Here is a 15,585-nt window from a genome sequence, read left to right as displayed (position 1 = left end):
ATGACGACGACCTCGATCCCGTCTGCCCGAGCGCGCGCGAAGACCCGGGTGAGCTATGCCCGCTTTCGCGCCTGGCTGGTTGCCAGCGCGACCCGCCCCGAGGCGCGCCTCTGGCTGGTGATCCAGCTCGCCATCCTGCATGCGGTGCTCTGGACCTTCATCCTGATCAATCTCAAGGCAGCGCAGGACGTTCACATGGACGTCGCGGAAGCCTGGGGCTGGGGGCAGAAATTCCTCTGGGGCTATGGCAAGCACCCGCCGCTGTCGGGCTGGGTCGCCGGCCTCTGGTTCACAGTGTTCCCGCCGACGGACTGGGCGACCTATGCGCTGGCGATGGCGACCGTCGGCACCGGTATGGTGATCTGCTGGCTCATCGCGCTGCGCGTCGTGGATGCGCGGCGCGCGTTCCTGGTCGTGGTGATGGTCGCGCTCTACCCGATCTTCAATTTCAAGGGTTTCAAGTACAATCCCGACCTGCTCCAGCTCGTCACCTTGCCGCTCCTCGTGCTCGCTTATCTCAATGCGTTCGAGAAGCGGAGCTGGCAGTCCGGAGTGTTGCTCGGCCTTGCCGGCGCGCTGGCGCTGATGACCAAATACTGGGTGCTGACCATGATCGGCGCCATCGGGCTTGCCGCGCTGATCCATCCGGAGCGAATGAGATTCCTGTCGTCGCCGGCACCGTGGGTTGCGATCGCGACGATGGTGGTGGCGATGATCCCGCACATCGTGTGGCTGGCGGACGCGCATTTCGTGCCGCTGACCTATGCCGGCGATACCTACAGCCTCGAGGACAGCGGCCAGGTGCATCAGCTCGTGACCGGCTATGCCCTGCATAATGTCGCGCTGCTGGCATTGCCGGTGGCGCTGGCCGCGCTGGCGATGGCGCTGGTGCCACCTTGGTTCAGGCTGCTCCTGCGTGCGCCCTTGCGCATCGTCACGCGGGACTGGGCGCGCGGCGCGAATTCCAGCGTGAACCTTTCGCAGGCGCGCAACGTCTGGCTCATCCAGATCATCGTCGCGGTCGGCCCCGCGCTCGGCGCGCTGGCCTTCAGCATCTACATGAAGACCGATTGGGGCATCTCGCTGTTCTTCCTGGTGCCCTTGGCGCTGGTCGCGATCCCGGCGTTGCGGGTGCAGAGCGCTGCGCTGTTCAACATTGTCGCGATCTGGCTCGTGCTCAGCGTTGCCACGCTCATTGCCTCGCCCTGGATCGCCGCCCGCGAGATGGCGGCCAATGCCGGCAATACGGCGACTTACGGCGCGCGCTCGGATCTCGCGCGCGAGCTGACGCAGGCCTGGCACGCGCGCTTCGCCTCGCACTGGGCGGTCGTCGCCGGCACCATGGAATCGATCCAGCCGATGGTGTTCTACAGCCCGGATCATCCGGCCGCGTTCACGCCGCTCGAGGCCTGGGGGTCCGGATTGATTTCGCCCGATGACGTCAAGCGATACGGCTTCATCGGCGTGTTCGACCCGGCCGATGGTCGCCTGCCGGCGTTCGAAAAATGGGTGTCCGAAGTTGCGCCGAAGGCCGAGCGCATCGTAATGACGACGCGCCGTTTCACTCACGGCAAAGCCGGTCCGTCGATGAGCTGGAACATCTACATCGCGCCGCCGGGGAATTGATCGAAGCGAATCCGCCTAAATCCCTTCCTCGTTGAATTTGCTTTCAACGAGTTCGGTGATCGCCGCGAGCGCGGCCTCGGCATCATCGCCGGACGCGGCGACCGTGATGGTGGTGCCGGGACCGGCGGCGAGCATCATCAGGCCCATGATCGAGGTGCCGCCGACGGTTTCGCCGCCGCGCGTCACCCAGACCTGCGCGCTGAAACGCTCGACGGCCTGAACGAACTTGGCGGAGGCCCGCGCGTGCAGGCCGCGCTTGTTGATGATCAGGAGGTCCTTGGAGATCGCGCCCGCGGGCACGCCCGTCCCGGCTTGCGGCGCCTCGTCGCTCATTTGCCGGCGAGGACGCGGCTGGCGATGGTGACGTATTTGCGGCCGGCTTCCTGGGCCATCGCGATCGCGTCGGGGAGCGGACGCTCCTCGCGCACCTTGGCGAGCTTCACCAGCATGGGAAGGTTGATGCCCGCGAGCACTTCGACCTTCGGCCGGCTCATGCAGGATATTGCCAAATTGGACGGCGTGCCGCCGAACATGTCGGTGAGGATCGCGACGCCGTCGCCGGAATCGACGCGGTTAACCGCCTCGATAATGTCGCTTCGACAGAGATCGGAATCATCTTCGGCGCCGATCGTGATCGCTTCGATTTGCTTTTGTGGGCCCATGACATGTTCAAGCGCTGCCTTGAATTCGTCGGCAAGGCGCCCGTGGGTCACAAGTACTAGACCAATCATCGGAAAACTCCTCGCGGGCGCTTTTGGTGCACCGCACGAACGCGCCACTTTGACCATCCAGAGCCCCCGCGCAAGAGGGGATGTTGCGTATCTCCCTGAATCTAGACGGATGGATAAGGGGAGCTGCGCCGGTCTATTCGGTCGCGAGTGTGGGGTTCATATGGTTACCATTTCCCTTCAAACAATCGCCTGAAGGGTTAACGGGAGATGAACTCTTGGTAGTGGTCAAGGCCGCGACAACCAGAGGAAGGGGCAAATAGTCGCGGCCGACTGGGATTCGTGGTATTTCGACACCTAAAATGGCTGTTTTCAGGGATTGGGCCGGCGGCAGCCGCTCCGCATCCGCGGCGTCCAGATCGACCACGAGGCCGACGGTCGCATGCTCCACAAAGTCGCAGCGGCGGATTCCCAGCCCCCGGATCTCGATCAGGCCGGCCAGAACCGGGGCGGGGCGGACCTCAATTTCGCGGCCGACTGTCGCCAGATGGACACGGTCATCACCGACCAGAACGGCCGTTTCGAGCACGCCGCTGCGTCCTGCCATGATCAAATCGAAGGCAAGGCGCGACTTGCCGGAGCCCGAGGGCCCGCGGATCAGCACCGCCAGATCTCCAACCTTGACCGCCGAGGCGTGAACGCTGGGGCCACCGTCGCTCATAGCGCCGGCAGCCTCACCACGAAACGCGCGCCGACAACACTGGGCGCGCCGTCCTCGTCCGCCGGGCCGAGGCGGTTCTCCGCCCAGATGCGTCCGCCATGTGCGTCGACGATCTGCTTGGAGATCGACAGGCCAAGGCCGGAGTTCTGGCCAAAGCCCTGATGAGGGCGGTCGGTGTAGAAGCGCTCGAAGATGCGCTCCAGCGCGTCGTCGCGGATTCCGGGGCCGTCGTCGTCGACCACGATCTCGATCTCTCCGCGTACGCGGCGGCAGGTGAGGCGCACCTTGTTGCCGGGCTCGGAGAAGGACTGTGCGTTCGAGAGCAGGTTGGAGACCACTTGTCCGAGTCGCGAATCGTGGCCGGTCACGGCGAAATTGTCGGTCGGGCTGCGGCCCTCGAAACGCATTTCGACCGCGACGTCATGGCCGAGCTTGGTTTCATTGGCGACGGAGACGAGCGTCGTCAGCAGGCGGCGCAGGTCGACCGGAATCGCATCCTGGCGCTGCAGTTCTGCATCGAGACGGCTGGCGTCGGAGATGTCCGAGATCAGCCGGTCGAGCCGCTTGACGTCATGCTCGATCACCTCGAGCAGGCGCGCGCGGCTGTTCTCGTTGCGCGCCAGCGGCAACGTCTCGACCGCGGAGCGCAACGAGGTCAACGGGTTCTTCAATTCGTGCGCGACGTCGGCGGCGAACATCTCGATCGCTTCGATGCGGCTGTAGAGTGCACTGGTCATGTCGCGCAGCGCACCGGAGAGATGGCCGATCTCGTCGCGACGACGGGTGAAGTCGGGAATTTCGACGCGGGTCCTGATCCGGCGGCGGATCAGCTCGGCGCTATCGGCGAGCCGGCGGACCGGACCTGCGATCGTGCTGGCGAGCAGCAGCGACAGCATGATCATGACCGCGGCGGCGACGCCGCCCACTTTGAGGATGGCGAGGCGCTCGGCGGTGACCATCTGGTCGATGTCGTCGCCCTGCGTCGACAGCATCAGCGCGCCATGGATGGCGCGCGAGCGCAGCACGGGGACCGCGACAGAGACGATCACCTCGCCGCGCGCATTGACCCGCACCATCGAGCGCTTCTGGCCCTGGAGCGCGTCGCCGACCTCCGCATAGCCATTGCCGTTCTCGGGGCCGAGCTCGCGATAGAGCGGCAGGTCGCCGCGATTGAGCCAAGTACGGACCGCGACCATGCCGCGTTCGACCATGCCAGGCTTCTCGGCGGACACTGACGGCAGGGGGAAGCGCACCACGGTATCGAGGCTGCGGCTATCGACCAGCAGGCTGCCGTTCGGGTCGTAGATGCGGGCGCGCGTCTTGGTCGGCGAGATCAGCGTGCGCAGCACCGGTGCCACGCGCTCCGGATTGATCGGAAAATCCAGCGGGGAATACTCGTCCGAGCCGCCATAGGTCTCGCCCGGCTTGAGGTCGAGCAACCGGTCGGGGTCGATGGTGATGGCGTTGGTCTGCACCGTCGCGGACGCCGCGATCGCGCCGGCGATGATCTCCGCCTGCACCAGCAGGCTCTGCGCGCGCGCGTCGATCAGGCCGGCGCGGAATTGCGACAGATAGAGGATGCTCGCCACCAGCGCGACCAGGCCGGCGAGGTTGAGCGAGACGATGCGGCGGGTCAGGCTCGAGAAGGACAGCGCGAAGAAGAACTGCCCGGCGCGCTTCAACCAGTTCAGTGGACGCCAGCCCCGCACGGCCAGCTTGTCCTCAGCCAATTGATCCGGAGCGCCGTGGGCGGTGACGTCCTCGGCGTTCTGGTTCTCGTCAGGCTGCGTTCGGTCAAGCAATGCTCACGCCCGCGTTAGGACAGCTCGTGCGAAGGTCCCCGCATCCTAGAGCCATCCCGGTCCCGATGGAATCAGAACCGGCGATGCTCTCGGTCTTTCGTGGAGGCGCGTGCGCCTCAGGCTTCCTTGAAGCGGTAGCCGACGCCGTAGAGCGTCTCGATCATCTCGAACTCGTTGTCGACCACCTTGAACTTCTTGCGCAGCCGCTTGATGTGGCTGTCGATGGTGCGGTCGTCGACATAGACCTGGTCGTCATAGGCGGCGTCCATCAGCGCGTTGCGGCTCTTCACCACGCCGGGCCGGGTCGCGAGCGCCTGCAGGATCAGGAATTCGGTGACGGTCAGCGTCACCGGCTCGTTTTTCCAGGTGCAGGTGTGCCGTTCAGGATCCATGCGCAGCAGGCCGCGGTCGAGCGCCTTGGCGTCGTTCTCCTTCGGCGTGACGGTCGGGTCCTTCGGCGCCGAACGGCGCAGCACCGCCTTGACGCGCTCGACCAGCAGGCGCTGCGAGAACGGTTTGCGGATGAAGTCGTCGGCGCCCATCTTGAGGCCGAACAGCTCGTCGATCTCTTCGTCCTTCGAGGTCAGGAAGATCACCGGCAGGTCGGATTTCTGCCGCAGCCGGCGCAACGTCTCCATGCCGTCCATGCGCGGCATCTTGATGTCGAGGATGGCAAGATCGGGCTGGGTGGTGCGGAAACCGTCGAGCGCTGAGGCGCCGTCGGTATAGGTCATGATGCGATAGCCTTCGGCCTCCAGCGCGATCGAGACGGATGTGAGAATGTTGCGGTCGTCGTCGACCAAAGCGATTGTGGGCATGAGCCTCTGCTTTCTGCTTTCCGTTTGGGTCGTGGCTTGAAAACGGCGAGCAATCCACTGATGCGCCGCATACATGGGTGCCGATGTTGGCATTCGAACCTTGTCACCGAGCAATGCAAGCTAGGCTGAAGTGTGACCAAGTTCCACGAAACACGGCAGATTCGCCGCATCTCGACCCATAACCGGGCCCCGGTTTACCCGAAAAAAGGCCCTCCATGCAACCACCTGACCCGAGAAAGCCGATGCAACCGACCCCCGACTTCGACCCCGGAAAGCTCGCCAAATCGCTGCTGCGGCGGTCACGGCAGGGGGCCTTGGCGACATTGATGGCCGGCAGCGGCGATCCTTATTGTTCCCTGGTCAATCTGGCGAGCCATCCGGATGGCTCTCCGATCCTGCTGATCTCAGGATTGGCCGTGCACACCAGGAACATCCTGGCCGACAGCCGGGTGTCCTTGATGCTGGACGAGCGGGCGGCGGGCGATCCGCTGGAAGGTGCCCGGATCATGCTGTCCGGCCATGCCGAGCCGGCCGATGCCGACAAGGATCTGCTCCGGCGACGGTATCTCAATGCTCATCCCTCAGCGGGAGCCTTTGTTTCCTTTAAAGATTTCTCTTTCTTTCGGATCCGGCCTACGGGAACCCATCTGGTCGCCGGCTTCGGCCGGATCGTCGACCTCAAGCCGGAGCAATTCCTGACCGACCTCACGGGGGCCGAGGACTTGCTGACGGCGGAGGAGGGCGCGGTGGAGCACATGAATGCCGACCACCGCGAGGCCATGGGCCTCTATGCAACAAAACTGCTCGGTGCTGCCGCGGGCGACTGGCGCTGCACCGGCTGCGACCCGGAGGGCCTCGACATGCAGGACGGCCAGACCGTCTTGCGGCTGGATTTTCCGGAGCGGGTGGCTGATGGCACGGCGCTGCGCAAGATGCTGGTTCGCCTCGCCGGCGAAGCGCGCACCAGGATGAACCAGAGCGCAACACATTGAACGCTGCTGCCCATCGCCGCGACCCAAGTTCGTTACCGGTCAGAAGGCGGCGGCGAGAGCGTCATGACAGAATGGAATAGACGGACGCTGGTTGCGGGTTTGACGCTCGCGATCACCGCATCGCTTGTCACGCCTAGCGTCGCCCAGAAAGGTCTCGCCGCGGAGAGCGCGCGGATCAACACCCTCATGAGCGCCGGCAGATATTCGGAAGCACTGCCTTTGGCGCAAGGTATGGTCGCGAACCTGGAGAAGAGCGACACAGGTCGCGAACTCGCCGCCGCGCTGAACAACCTCGGCCAGGTTCATGCCGGTCAGGGCCACGACGATCTGGCGGAGCCGCTCTACAAGCGCGCCATCATGCTGATGGAAAAGTCGCTCGGTCTCGAAACCCCGTTGATCGGAGCCGAACTGAGCAACCTCGCCGCGCTCTACCAGCGGCAGAGCCGCTACGCCGAGGCTGAGCCGCTGTTCAAGCGCGCGCTCGCCGTTCGCGAGAAGGGATTGTCGCGCGAGCATCCCGATGTCGGCCAGTCACTCAATAATCTCGCCACGCTCTATGTGAAGCAGCAGCACTATGCCGAAGCCGAGCCGCTGTTTCAGCGGGCGCTCGCGATCTACCAGAAGGCTGGCGGCTCCGAGCATCCGGCGGTGGCCACCGTCCTGAACAATCTCGGCCAGGTCTATCGCGATCTCAATCGCGATGCGGACGCGGAAGCGCCGATCAAGCGCTCGCTCGCGATCCGGGATAAGGTGCTGGGACCGGATCATCCCGACGTCGCCCGCTCGCTGAACAATCTCGCCGGCCTCTACGAGCACCAGCAGCGCTACGGTGACGCCGAGCCGCTCTATCGTCGCGCGCTGGTCATCCGCGAAAATGCACTCGGGCCCGATCATCCCGAGGTCATGACCTCGACCGGCAATCTGGCTTATTTCCTCTACGTGGCCGGGCGCGCCGCGGACGCATTGCCGTTCGCGGAAAGGACTCTTCGGGGCGATCGCGCCCAGTTGCGCATCGTCTTGCCGGTCCTGTTCGCCGCGCGCCAACAAGATCTGCTGTCCGGCGACAAGGCGCTCGACGAGGCCCTCGCCGCGATCCAGCGCGGCACGCAATCCTCCGCCGCATCCGCCGTGAACAAGCTCGCGGTTCGGCTTGCCGCCGGCAGCGACCGGCTCGCCGAGCTGGTGCGCCGGGATCAGGATCTCGCGGCTGAGTCAGAGGCACTCGACAAGGCGATCGTTGCCGCAGTGTCGAAGCAATCCGCGCAGCGCGATCTCGCAACCGAACAGCGCAGCCGCGCGCGGATTGCAATGATTGCCAACGAGCGTGCGGGCTTGCAGAAGACGCTCGCGGTCGAGTTTCCCGACTACGCGTCACTCTCCAATCCGCTGCCGTTGACGGCAAAGGACATCCGGCTGCTGCTGTCGGCCGACGAGGCGATGGTGCTCTATTCCGTCGTCGACAAGCAGAGCTGTGTCATCGCGATCACGCGCGAGGGCGTCGACTGGAAGGCCATCCCACTCGGCGCGGATGCGCTGACGCAGAAGGTGACGGCATTCCGCAAGGGACTCGACGTCGGCAAAGCGCGCGACGCCTCCGGCAAATCCGGATTGTTCGATCTGGCGCTCGCCAACGAGCTCCATGTCGCGCTGCTCGGTCCGGTCGAGGCGTTGACAAAGCACAAGCACAGCCTGCTGGTGGTGCCGTCGGCTGCGCTGACCGCATTGCCGTTTCATCTGCTCGTCACGGAGAAGCCGCAGGCTGCGATCCCGGACACGCTCGAAGGCTATCGCGGCGCCGCCTGGCTGCTGCGGCGCCAGGCCGTCTCGGTGCTGCCGTCGGTGGGCAGTCTGAAATCGCTGCGGGCCTTCGCGCGTCGGGATCAAAGCGTGAAGCCGATGACCGGCTTCGGCGATCCCGTGTTCAATCCTGCACTGGAAGGGCCCGCCGAGCGGCGCGCCGCGAACGGCAAGGTCGCCGCGCGCAGCATCGCGACCATCGCCTATAGTGATTTCTGGCGCGGTGCCGGCGTCGATCGCGCGCGGCTTGCGCAGGCGCTGCCGCAACTGCCCGACACCGCCGATGAGTTGAACGCGGTGGCCAGGGATGTCGGGGCTTCCGAGGCCGACATTCATCTCGGCCGCGACGCCAGCGAGACGACGCTCAAGCGTGCAGCGCTTGCTCAATACGGCATCATCTACTTTGCCACCCACGGCCTCGTTGCCGGCGACATCAAGGGACTGGGTGAGCCCTCGCTCGCGCTCTCCATTCCCGATCAGCCCACTGAACTCGACGACGGTCTACTCACCGCGAGTGAAGTCGCTCAGCTCAAGCTCAATGCGGATTGGGTTGTACTGTCGGCCTGCAACACCATCGCGGGCGACAAGCCCGGCGCCGAGGCCCTGTCGGGACTGGCGCGGTCGCATTGGGCCGTGGATTCGGAAGCTGCCACCCGCCTGACCACGATGACTTTCGAGCTGCTCAAAGACGAACCACAAATCGGGCGTGCCGAAGCCTTGCGCCGCGCGATGTTAACCTACGTTGACGACACCTCGTCTCCGCGCAACGCCTATCCAGCGATGTGGGGGCCCTTCGCGCTCATCGGCGAAGGCGCGGTACGATAGGGCGGGCTGCGATTGTCCTTCAGCTGTCTTGGACATTGTGCGTTGCAATAACCTCAGGAAACGCCGAAACGCACATTTGGTTGCGCGATCATTGTCGATTTTTTGATGCGCCTGCTCAGAGCTGACATGCGCGACGTTTGGCGCGGTCCTTGAATAAACCAAATCCTAAGGGATCAGCTTGGCAACGCCAGCGTTCATCAGTATTAGGTCGTTCCAACCGAGGCCGAACGGCCTGTAATCACGGTGACCGCGGCGGCGCCAAGCATGATCGCGCTGAGTGGGTTCTAGGAGGATTTTTCGTGCAAGAGACGGGCGTGCGCAACGGTGCCTTCGGCGCCGACAAATTCGGCTTAAAGAATCTCAAGCAGGTTCACTGGAACCTCGGTGCGCCGCAACTCTATCAATACGCGCTCTCCGCGGGCGAGGCGGTGCTGTCGGCCGATGGCGCGCTCTGCGCCGACACCGGCGAGTTCACCGGCCGCAGCCCCAAGGACAAATTCACGGTGCGTGACGCCACCACCGACAAGAAGATGTGGTGGGCCGGCAACCAGTCGATCACCGCAGAGCAGTTCGAGACGCTCTACCAGGACTTCCTCAAGCACGCCGAAGGCAAGTCGCTGTTCGCACAGGACCTCTATGGCGGCGCCGATCCGGCTTATCGCATCAAGACCCGCGTCTTCACCGAGCTCGCCTGGCACTCGCTGTTCATCCGCACGCTGCTGATCCGTCCCGAGGCGATCGAGCTCTCGGCGTTCGTGCCCGAGCTCACCATCATCGACATGCCGAGCTTCCGCGCCGATCCGAAGCGCCATGGCTGCAAGTCGGAGAATGTCGTCGCGATCGATTTCGCCCGCAAGATCGTGCTGATCGGCGGGTCTTACTATGCCGGCGAGATGAAGAAGTCGGTCTTCACCACGCTGAACTACTATCTGCCCGAGCGCGGCGTGATGCCGATGCATTGCTCGGCCAATGTCGGCGCCAAGGGCGATGCGGCGATCTTCTTCGGCCTGTCCGGCACCGGCAAGACCACGCTGTCAGCCGATCCGAACCGCACGCTGATCGGCGATGACGAGCACGGCTGGGGCCCGAACGGCGTCTTCAACTTCGAAGGCGGCTGCTACGCCAAGTGCATCAAGCTGTCGCAGGAAGCCGAGCCCGAGATCTATGCCGCCTCGACCCGCTTCGGCGCGGTGCTCGAGAACTGCGTGTTGGACGAAGACACCCGCGTGGTCGATTTCGACGACGGCTCCAAGACCGAGAATACGCGCTCGGCCTATCCGCTCGAGTTCATCCCGAACGCCTCGCGCACCGGCCGCGCACCGCAGCCGAAGAACGTGGTGATGCTCGCCGCCGACGCCTTCGGCGTGCTGCCGCCGATCGCCAAGCTCTCGCCGGCGCAGGCGATGTATCACTTCCTGTCGGGCTACACCGCCAAGGTCGCTGGCACCGAGCGCGGTCTCGGCAATGAGCCGCAGCCGGAATTCTCGACCTGCTTCGGCTCGCCCTTCCTGCCGCTCGACCCCTCCGTCTACGGCAACATGCTGCGCGACCTGATCGCCCAGCACAATGTCGACTGCTGGCTGGTCAACACGGGATGGACCGGCGGCAAGTACGGTACCGGCTCGCGCATGCCGATCAAGGTGACGCGCGCGCTGCTGACCGCGGCCCTCGACGGCTCGCTTCGCAACGTCGAATTCCGCACCGATAAATATTTCGGCTTCGCGGTCCCGACCGCGCTGCCGGGCGTGCCGAGCGAGATCCTCAACCCGGTCAACACCTGGAAGGACAAGGACGAGTTCGACAAGACCGCCCGCGCGCTGGTCGGCATGTTCCAGAAGAACTTTGCCAAGTTCGAAGCCCAGGTCGACGCCGAGGTCCGCGCCGCTGCACCGGACGTGAAGCTCGCGGCGGAGTAAGCTTGCGTCGTTTGAAATTCGAAAGGGCGGCCGCGAGGCCGCCCTTTTGCTTTTCAAGATGTCTCTCCACCGTCATTGCGAGCGCAGCGAAGCAATCCAGAATCCCTCCGCGGAAACAGTCTGGATTGATGGCGAACTCGCGGAAGCAGCTACGCCTTGAAATAGGCGATCTGCGTCGTGGTCGCGAGCAGTCTTCCGTTCGGCGACCACAGCTCGGCGTTCTGGTCGGCGTAGCTCTTGTGCATGATCTTTGAATCGGCCGTCGCCAGCACGCGCGTGATGTCCTCGGCGGCGAGCTCTTCGCTGTCAGTGTGGAAATACGTCGTCAGCGACACCGTGCCGAACGGAACCAGCTCGCGTCGCGCGTGGAAGATGCGGCCGAAGAAGGCGTCCGACATCGACATCAGCGACGGCATGTCGAGCTTGCGCGGTTCGCGATCACTGATCCAGAGCTTTGAGTAAGTGCTGGCGAGCTCGGGCTTGAGCGGGCCGATCCGCATCTCGCCCTCGACGAAGCGGAATTCGTACTGGTTGGCCCAGGACGCCGCGATCTTCGGGAACGGCATCGTCTCTTCGAACGGCTTTGCATCGGGATATTGCGCCACCCTGTGCTCCCAGGACGGCCGGCGTTCGGCGAACACGGCGGTGGCGAGCGTTGCGACCTCGCCGCCGCCTTGCGACAGTTCGACGCTCCAGTGCTGGCTGGAGCGATTAGCCTTCACCAGCCGCACGTCCAGATCGAACGGCCCCTTCGCGATCGGCGCGCAGTAATTCACGGTGAGCGCCAGCGGGTCGCCGGCACGTTCCGGATGCTCGATCAGCGCACGCAGGATAGTCGCGGCGGTGGCGCCGCCGAACGGGCCGACAAAGGCCCAGTAATCGTCGCTGGTGTGTCCCTGCCAGCTGGAGTCACCGGCGGTGACGCGGGTGGCGTCGTCGAAAGGGTGCGGGAGCTTGGCGTGCATTATTCGATCCGGCGTTCAATGACGGACGTCATATCACGTCCGCCGCCGGCTTGTGCAATTACCTCGTGAGTAACCGATTTCACGTCGCGGAAATTCAGCCCGCGACGTCGCGCAAGGTCGGCAGCAGCGGCGTGGTGGGGTTGACCGGCACGTTCCAGATCTCCTCGGCGTATTCGCGAATGGTGCGGTCGGAGGAGAACCACGCCATGCGCGCGACGTTGAGGATCGAGGCGCGGGTCCAGGCCGGCGCCACCTGCCAGCGCGCATCGACGCTGCGCTGCGCCTCGTAATAAGAATCGAAGTCGGCGCTGACCATGTAATGGTCGAGATAGCGCAGCGCATGCGCGATCGATTCGAAGCGGCCGGGATCGCCGGGCGAGAATTCGCCGGCGCCGATCGCATTGATGGCGCGCTGGAGCTTCGGCGAATTGCGGATCACGTCGGAGGCGTCCAGCCCCTGCTTGCGCCGGATCATGACATCGCCGGCTTCCATGCCGAAGATCGCGATGTTCTCCGCGCCGACATGGTCGCGGATCTCGATGTTGGCGCCGTCGAGCGTGCCGATCGTGAGGGCGCCATTGAGCGACAGCTTCATGTTGCCGGTGCCGGAGGCTTCCATGCCGGCCGTCGAGATCTGCTCGGAGAGGTCGGCCGCGGGAATGATCACCTCGGCGAGGCTGACATTGTAGTCGGGCAGGAAGACGACCTTGAGCTTGCCGCCGATCGCGGGGTCGTTGTTGACGACTTCCGCAACGTCGTTGATCAGCTTGATGATCAGCTTGGCGTAGCGGTAGCTCGCCGCCGCCTTGCCCGCAAAGATCTTCACCCGCGGCACCCAGTTGCCGTTGGGGTCGTCCTTGATCGCCTGGTACAGCGCGACCGTCTCGATGACATTGAGAAGCTGGCGCTTGTATTCGTGGATGCGCTTGATCTGCACGTCGAACAGCGCGTTCGGGTCGACCTTGATGCCGAGGCGCTCGCCGATCAGGCGCGCCAGCGCCGTCTTGTTGTGAAGCTTGACTGCGCGGAACCTCTTCTGGAATTCGACGTCGCTGGCGCGGGCCTCGATCAGGCTGAGCTGCGTCGGATCATCGAGCACGGCGTCGCCACAGGTCTCGCGCAACAGATCGGTCAGTTTCGGGTTCGCCAGCATCAGCCAGCGGCGGAAGGTGATGCCGTTGGTCTTGTTGGTGATGCGGCCGGGGTAGAGATGGTTGAGGTCGTGGAACACGGTCTCCCGCATCAGGTCCGAATGCATCGCCGAGACGCCGTTGATGCGGTGGGAGCCGACGAAGGCGAGCTGGCCCATGCGCACGCGCCGGCCGCTCCGCTCGTCGATCAGCGACACCGAGGCGCGGAAGTCGATGTCGCCGGGGGCGCGCGCCTCTGCGAGCGCGAGATGCTGCACGTTGATGCGGTAGATGATCTCGAGATGCCGCGGCAACAGCCGTTCGAACAGCTCGACCGGCCAGGTCTCCAGCGCCTCAGGCAGCAGCGTGTGGTTGGTGTAGGACAGCGTGGCGACCGTGATCTTCCAGGCCTCGTCCCAGCGGAAATTGTGGTCGTCGATCAGGATCCGCATCAGCTCGGTGACGGCCAGGCTCGGATGGGTGTCGTTGAGCTGCACCGCGACCTTGCTCGACAGGCTGCGAAGCTGGCCGTCCGACGCAAGGTGCCGCTTGATCAGGTCCTGCAGCGAAGCCGAGACGAAGAAATATTCCTGGCGCAGGCGCAGCTCGCGGCCCGCCGGGCTCTCGTCGTTCGGGTAGAGGAATTTACAGATCGCTTCCGCGCGCGACTGCTCGGCGCTGGCGCTGACATAGTCGCCGGTGTTGAAGGCATCGAGCTTCAACGGATCGGGCGAGCGTGCCGACCACAGCCGCAGCGCGTTGACGTGCTGGCCGCGCCAGCCGACGATCGGCGTGTCATAGGCCATCGCCTGCACGGTCTCGGACGGATGCCAGATCGCGCGATCGCGGCCCTTGTCTTCGACATGCTCGACACCGCCGCCGAAGCGAATGTCATAGATCACTTCGGGCCGCTGCAATTCCCAAGGGTTGCCGAAGCCGAGCCATTCGTCCGGATATTCCTGCTGCCAGCCCTGATTGATGATCTGACGGAACAGGCCGTAATCATAACGGATGCCGTAGCCGATCGCAGGGATCGACAGCGTCGCCATGCTTTCCATGAAGCAGGCGGCGAGACGGCCCAGGCCGCCATTGCCGAGCGCCGCGTCCGGCTCGCATTTGCGCAGCTCAGGCAAGGAAACGCCGAGATCGCCGAGCGCGACCTCGAAGATCTTCAATAGCCCCATATTGTTCAGCGCGTCGCTGAAGAGGCGGCCGATCAGGAATTCGAGCGAGAGATAATAGACCCGCTTGCGCCCCGCATCGTAGCTGTGCTTCTCGGCCGTGAGCCAGCGATGCACGATGCGATCGCGCAGCGCCAGCGCCGCGGCCTGGTACCAGTCGTGCTTGGTGGCCATGCCCGCATCCTTGCCGATGGCAAGGCGCAGCTTCGCCAGGATCGCGCCCTTGATCTCAGCCAGAGCGAGTTCGTCGATGGGCTGGTTGGGGGCGGAGAAATTGGGCTGGAACGATGAATCTTGCAAAGTCGTCACTTCCTGGTCGCGAGAACACTACTGACCCTACGCATCTTGCCTCTGTACGGAACCATTGCTGGTGCGACCGTGCACTGCGTTTGGCGTAAAATTATGCAAGGAACGGGCCGATTTGGGAACCCGGACGCATACGGGGAAACGTGGATTTGGTGCTAGAATGGCGGCCAATTCAGCCATCAGTGTGGAGGAGGCGCCCGATGAACTCTCTGATGAGACCTGTGACGCGACGGCTGATCGAAATCGCCGCCGCCACCTTCCTCGTCGTCTGCATCACCGCGTCCAGCGCCGCCTTCGCCGCCGGCAAGATCGGCCGCAGCGCCGACGGCCTGAGCTGCGCCGTCACGCTTCCGCAAAACGCATCCTCCGCCGCCCGCTGCGCCGCCATCAAGCGCCAATGCGGCGGCAAATTTTACGCAAGCGCGTGCGGGGATAAGTTGATGTCAGCGGCGAATTGAGCAGGGGCTGGTGCAACGAAGAAGGTGTCGTCCTGGCGGAAGCCAGGACCCATTACCCGCCTGTCAGATGAGGCCTGACCGATCATTCCAATCGGGATTTCTTCCTCGATCAGCTTGATCTTCCAGTCCCGCTTCCAGAACTTGAGCTGCTTCTCGCGCGCGATCGCCTCCTGCAGTGTTGCGTAGGCTTCGACATGAACGAGGCGGAAGATTTTATACTTGTGCACGAACTTCGAGCCGCGACCCGAACGATGTAGCTCAAGCCGCGCGCGGACGTCGTTGGTGATTCCGATATAGATCGTGTCGTGATGGCGGCTTGCGAGAATGTAGACGAAGTAGCTGCTCGTGCTCATGGCCCAACCCGCAAAAGCAACACTGAC

The 15,585-nt window shown here is 64.2% G+C and carries 12 protein-coding genes and 1 pseudogene; 5 read left to right on the top strand and 8 right to left on the bottom strand.

Annotated features, from left to right (window positions below; genetic code table 11):
• A complete protein-coding gene (locus IVB07_RS36025) occupies positions 1-1,626 on the top strand; it encodes a glycosyltransferase family 39 protein (RefSeq protein ID WP_026233935.1) in 1,626 nt (541 codons plus the stop codon).
• 15 nt (positions 1,627-1,641) lie between these two features.
• On the opposite strand, the gene IVB07_RS36020 is transcribed toward IVB07_RS36025, so the two are convergent.
• The 5 genes from IVB07_RS36020 to IVB07_RS36000 all read right to left on the bottom strand — a co-directional run bounded on the left by IVB07_RS36020 (position 1,642) and on the right by IVB07_RS36000 (position 5,635).
• On the bottom strand, positions 1,642-1,959 hold the full coding sequence (locus IVB07_RS36020) for an HPr family phosphocarrier protein (protein ID WP_018460059.1): 318 nt from the start codon (positions 1,957-1,959) through the stop codon (positions 1,642-1,644).
• Positions 1,956-2,357, bottom strand: a complete 402-nt coding sequence (locus IVB07_RS36015) for a PTS sugar transporter subunit IIA (protein WP_007597752.1) — start codon at positions 2,355-2,357, stop codon at positions 1,956-1,958. Before IVB07_RS36015 ends, IVB07_RS36020 begins: the two co-directional genes overlap by 4 nt.
• 133 nt (positions 2,358-2,490) lie before the next feature.
• A complete protein-coding gene (locus tag IVB07_RS36010) occupies positions 2,491-3,015 on the bottom strand; it encodes an HPr kinase/phosphatase C-terminal domain-containing protein (RefSeq protein WP_018460057.1) in 525 nt (174 codons plus the stop codon).
• Positions 3,012-4,817 carry a sensor histidine kinase gene (locus IVB07_RS36005; protein WP_018460056.1) on the bottom strand — a complete coding sequence of 602 codons (1,806 nt, stop codon included), beginning with the start codon at positions 4,815-4,817 and terminating at the stop codon, positions 3,012-3,014. The genes IVB07_RS36010 and IVB07_RS36005 overlap by 4 nt, the downstream gene beginning before the upstream one ends.
• A 116-nt stretch (positions 4,818-4,933) precedes the next feature.
• Positions 4,934-5,635: a response regulator transcription factor gene (locus IVB07_RS36000; protein ID WP_007597749.1), complete on the bottom strand. Its 702-nt coding sequence runs from the start codon at positions 5,633-5,635 to the stop codon at positions 4,934-4,936.
• A gap of 242 nt (positions 5,636-5,877) precedes the next feature.
• On the opposite strand from IVB07_RS36000, the gene IVB07_RS35995 reads away from it, so the two are divergent.
• The 3 genes from IVB07_RS35995 (at position 5,878) to IVB07_RS35985 (ending at position 11,165) form a co-directional block, all read left to right on the top strand.
• Positions 5,878-6,627 carry a DUF2470 domain-containing protein gene (locus IVB07_RS35995; RefSeq protein ID WP_026233934.1) on the top strand — a complete coding sequence of 250 codons (750 nt, stop codon included), beginning with the start codon at positions 5,878-5,880 and terminating at the stop codon, positions 6,625-6,627.
• A gap of 63 nt (positions 6,628-6,690) precedes the next feature.
• Entirely contained in the window at positions 6,691-9,249 is a 2,559-nt protein-coding gene (locus IVB07_RS35990; protein ID WP_247767410.1) for a CHAT domain-containing tetratricopeptide repeat protein, read from the top strand.
• Positions 9,250-9,548: 299 nt separating this feature from the next.
• Positions 9,549-11,165 (top strand): phosphoenolpyruvate carboxykinase, encoded by a 1,617-nt coding sequence (locus IVB07_RS35985; RefSeq protein ID WP_018460052.1) that lies wholly within the window; start codon positions 9,549-9,551, stop codon positions 11,163-11,165.
• A gap of 149 nt (positions 11,166-11,314) precedes the next feature.
• On the opposite strand, the gene IVB07_RS35980 is transcribed toward IVB07_RS35985, so the two are convergent.
• Entirely contained in the window at positions 11,315-12,130 is an 816-nt protein-coding gene (locus tag IVB07_RS35980) for a thioesterase family protein (RefSeq protein ID WP_018460051.1), read from the bottom strand.
• Between the two features lie 94 nt (positions 12,131-12,224).
• Positions 12,225-14,741, bottom strand: coding sequence for a glycogen/starch/alpha-glucan phosphorylase (locus tag IVB07_RS35975; RefSeq protein WP_085384957.1), 2,517 nt, complete (start codon positions 14,739-14,741; stop codon positions 12,225-12,227).
• Between the two features lie 218 nt (positions 14,742-14,959).
• Between IVB07_RS35975 and IVB07_RS35970 the strand changes: the two genes are divergently transcribed.
• Positions 14,960-15,205: a hypothetical protein gene (locus IVB07_RS35970; RefSeq protein ID WP_240544159.1), complete on the top strand. Its 246-nt coding sequence runs from the start codon at positions 14,960-14,962 to the stop codon at positions 15,203-15,205.
• Between the two features lie 63 nt (positions 15,206-15,268).
• On the opposite strand, the pseudogene IVB07_RS35965 reads toward IVB07_RS35970, so the two are convergent.
• A pseudogene (locus tag IVB07_RS35965) lies at positions 15,269-15,558 on the bottom strand (GIY-YIG nuclease family protein).
• Between the last annotated feature and the right edge of the window lie 27 nt (positions 15,559-15,585).

Source organism: Bradyrhizobium sp. 172 (assembly GCF_023101065.1).
Taxonomy (GTDB): Bacteria; Pseudomonadota; Alphaproteobacteria; order Rhizobiales; family Xanthobacteraceae; genus Bradyrhizobium; species Bradyrhizobium canariense_D.
The sequence above is the reverse complement of the archived record's forward strand: the minus strand, read 5'-3'. Positions and strand labels throughout refer to the sequence as shown.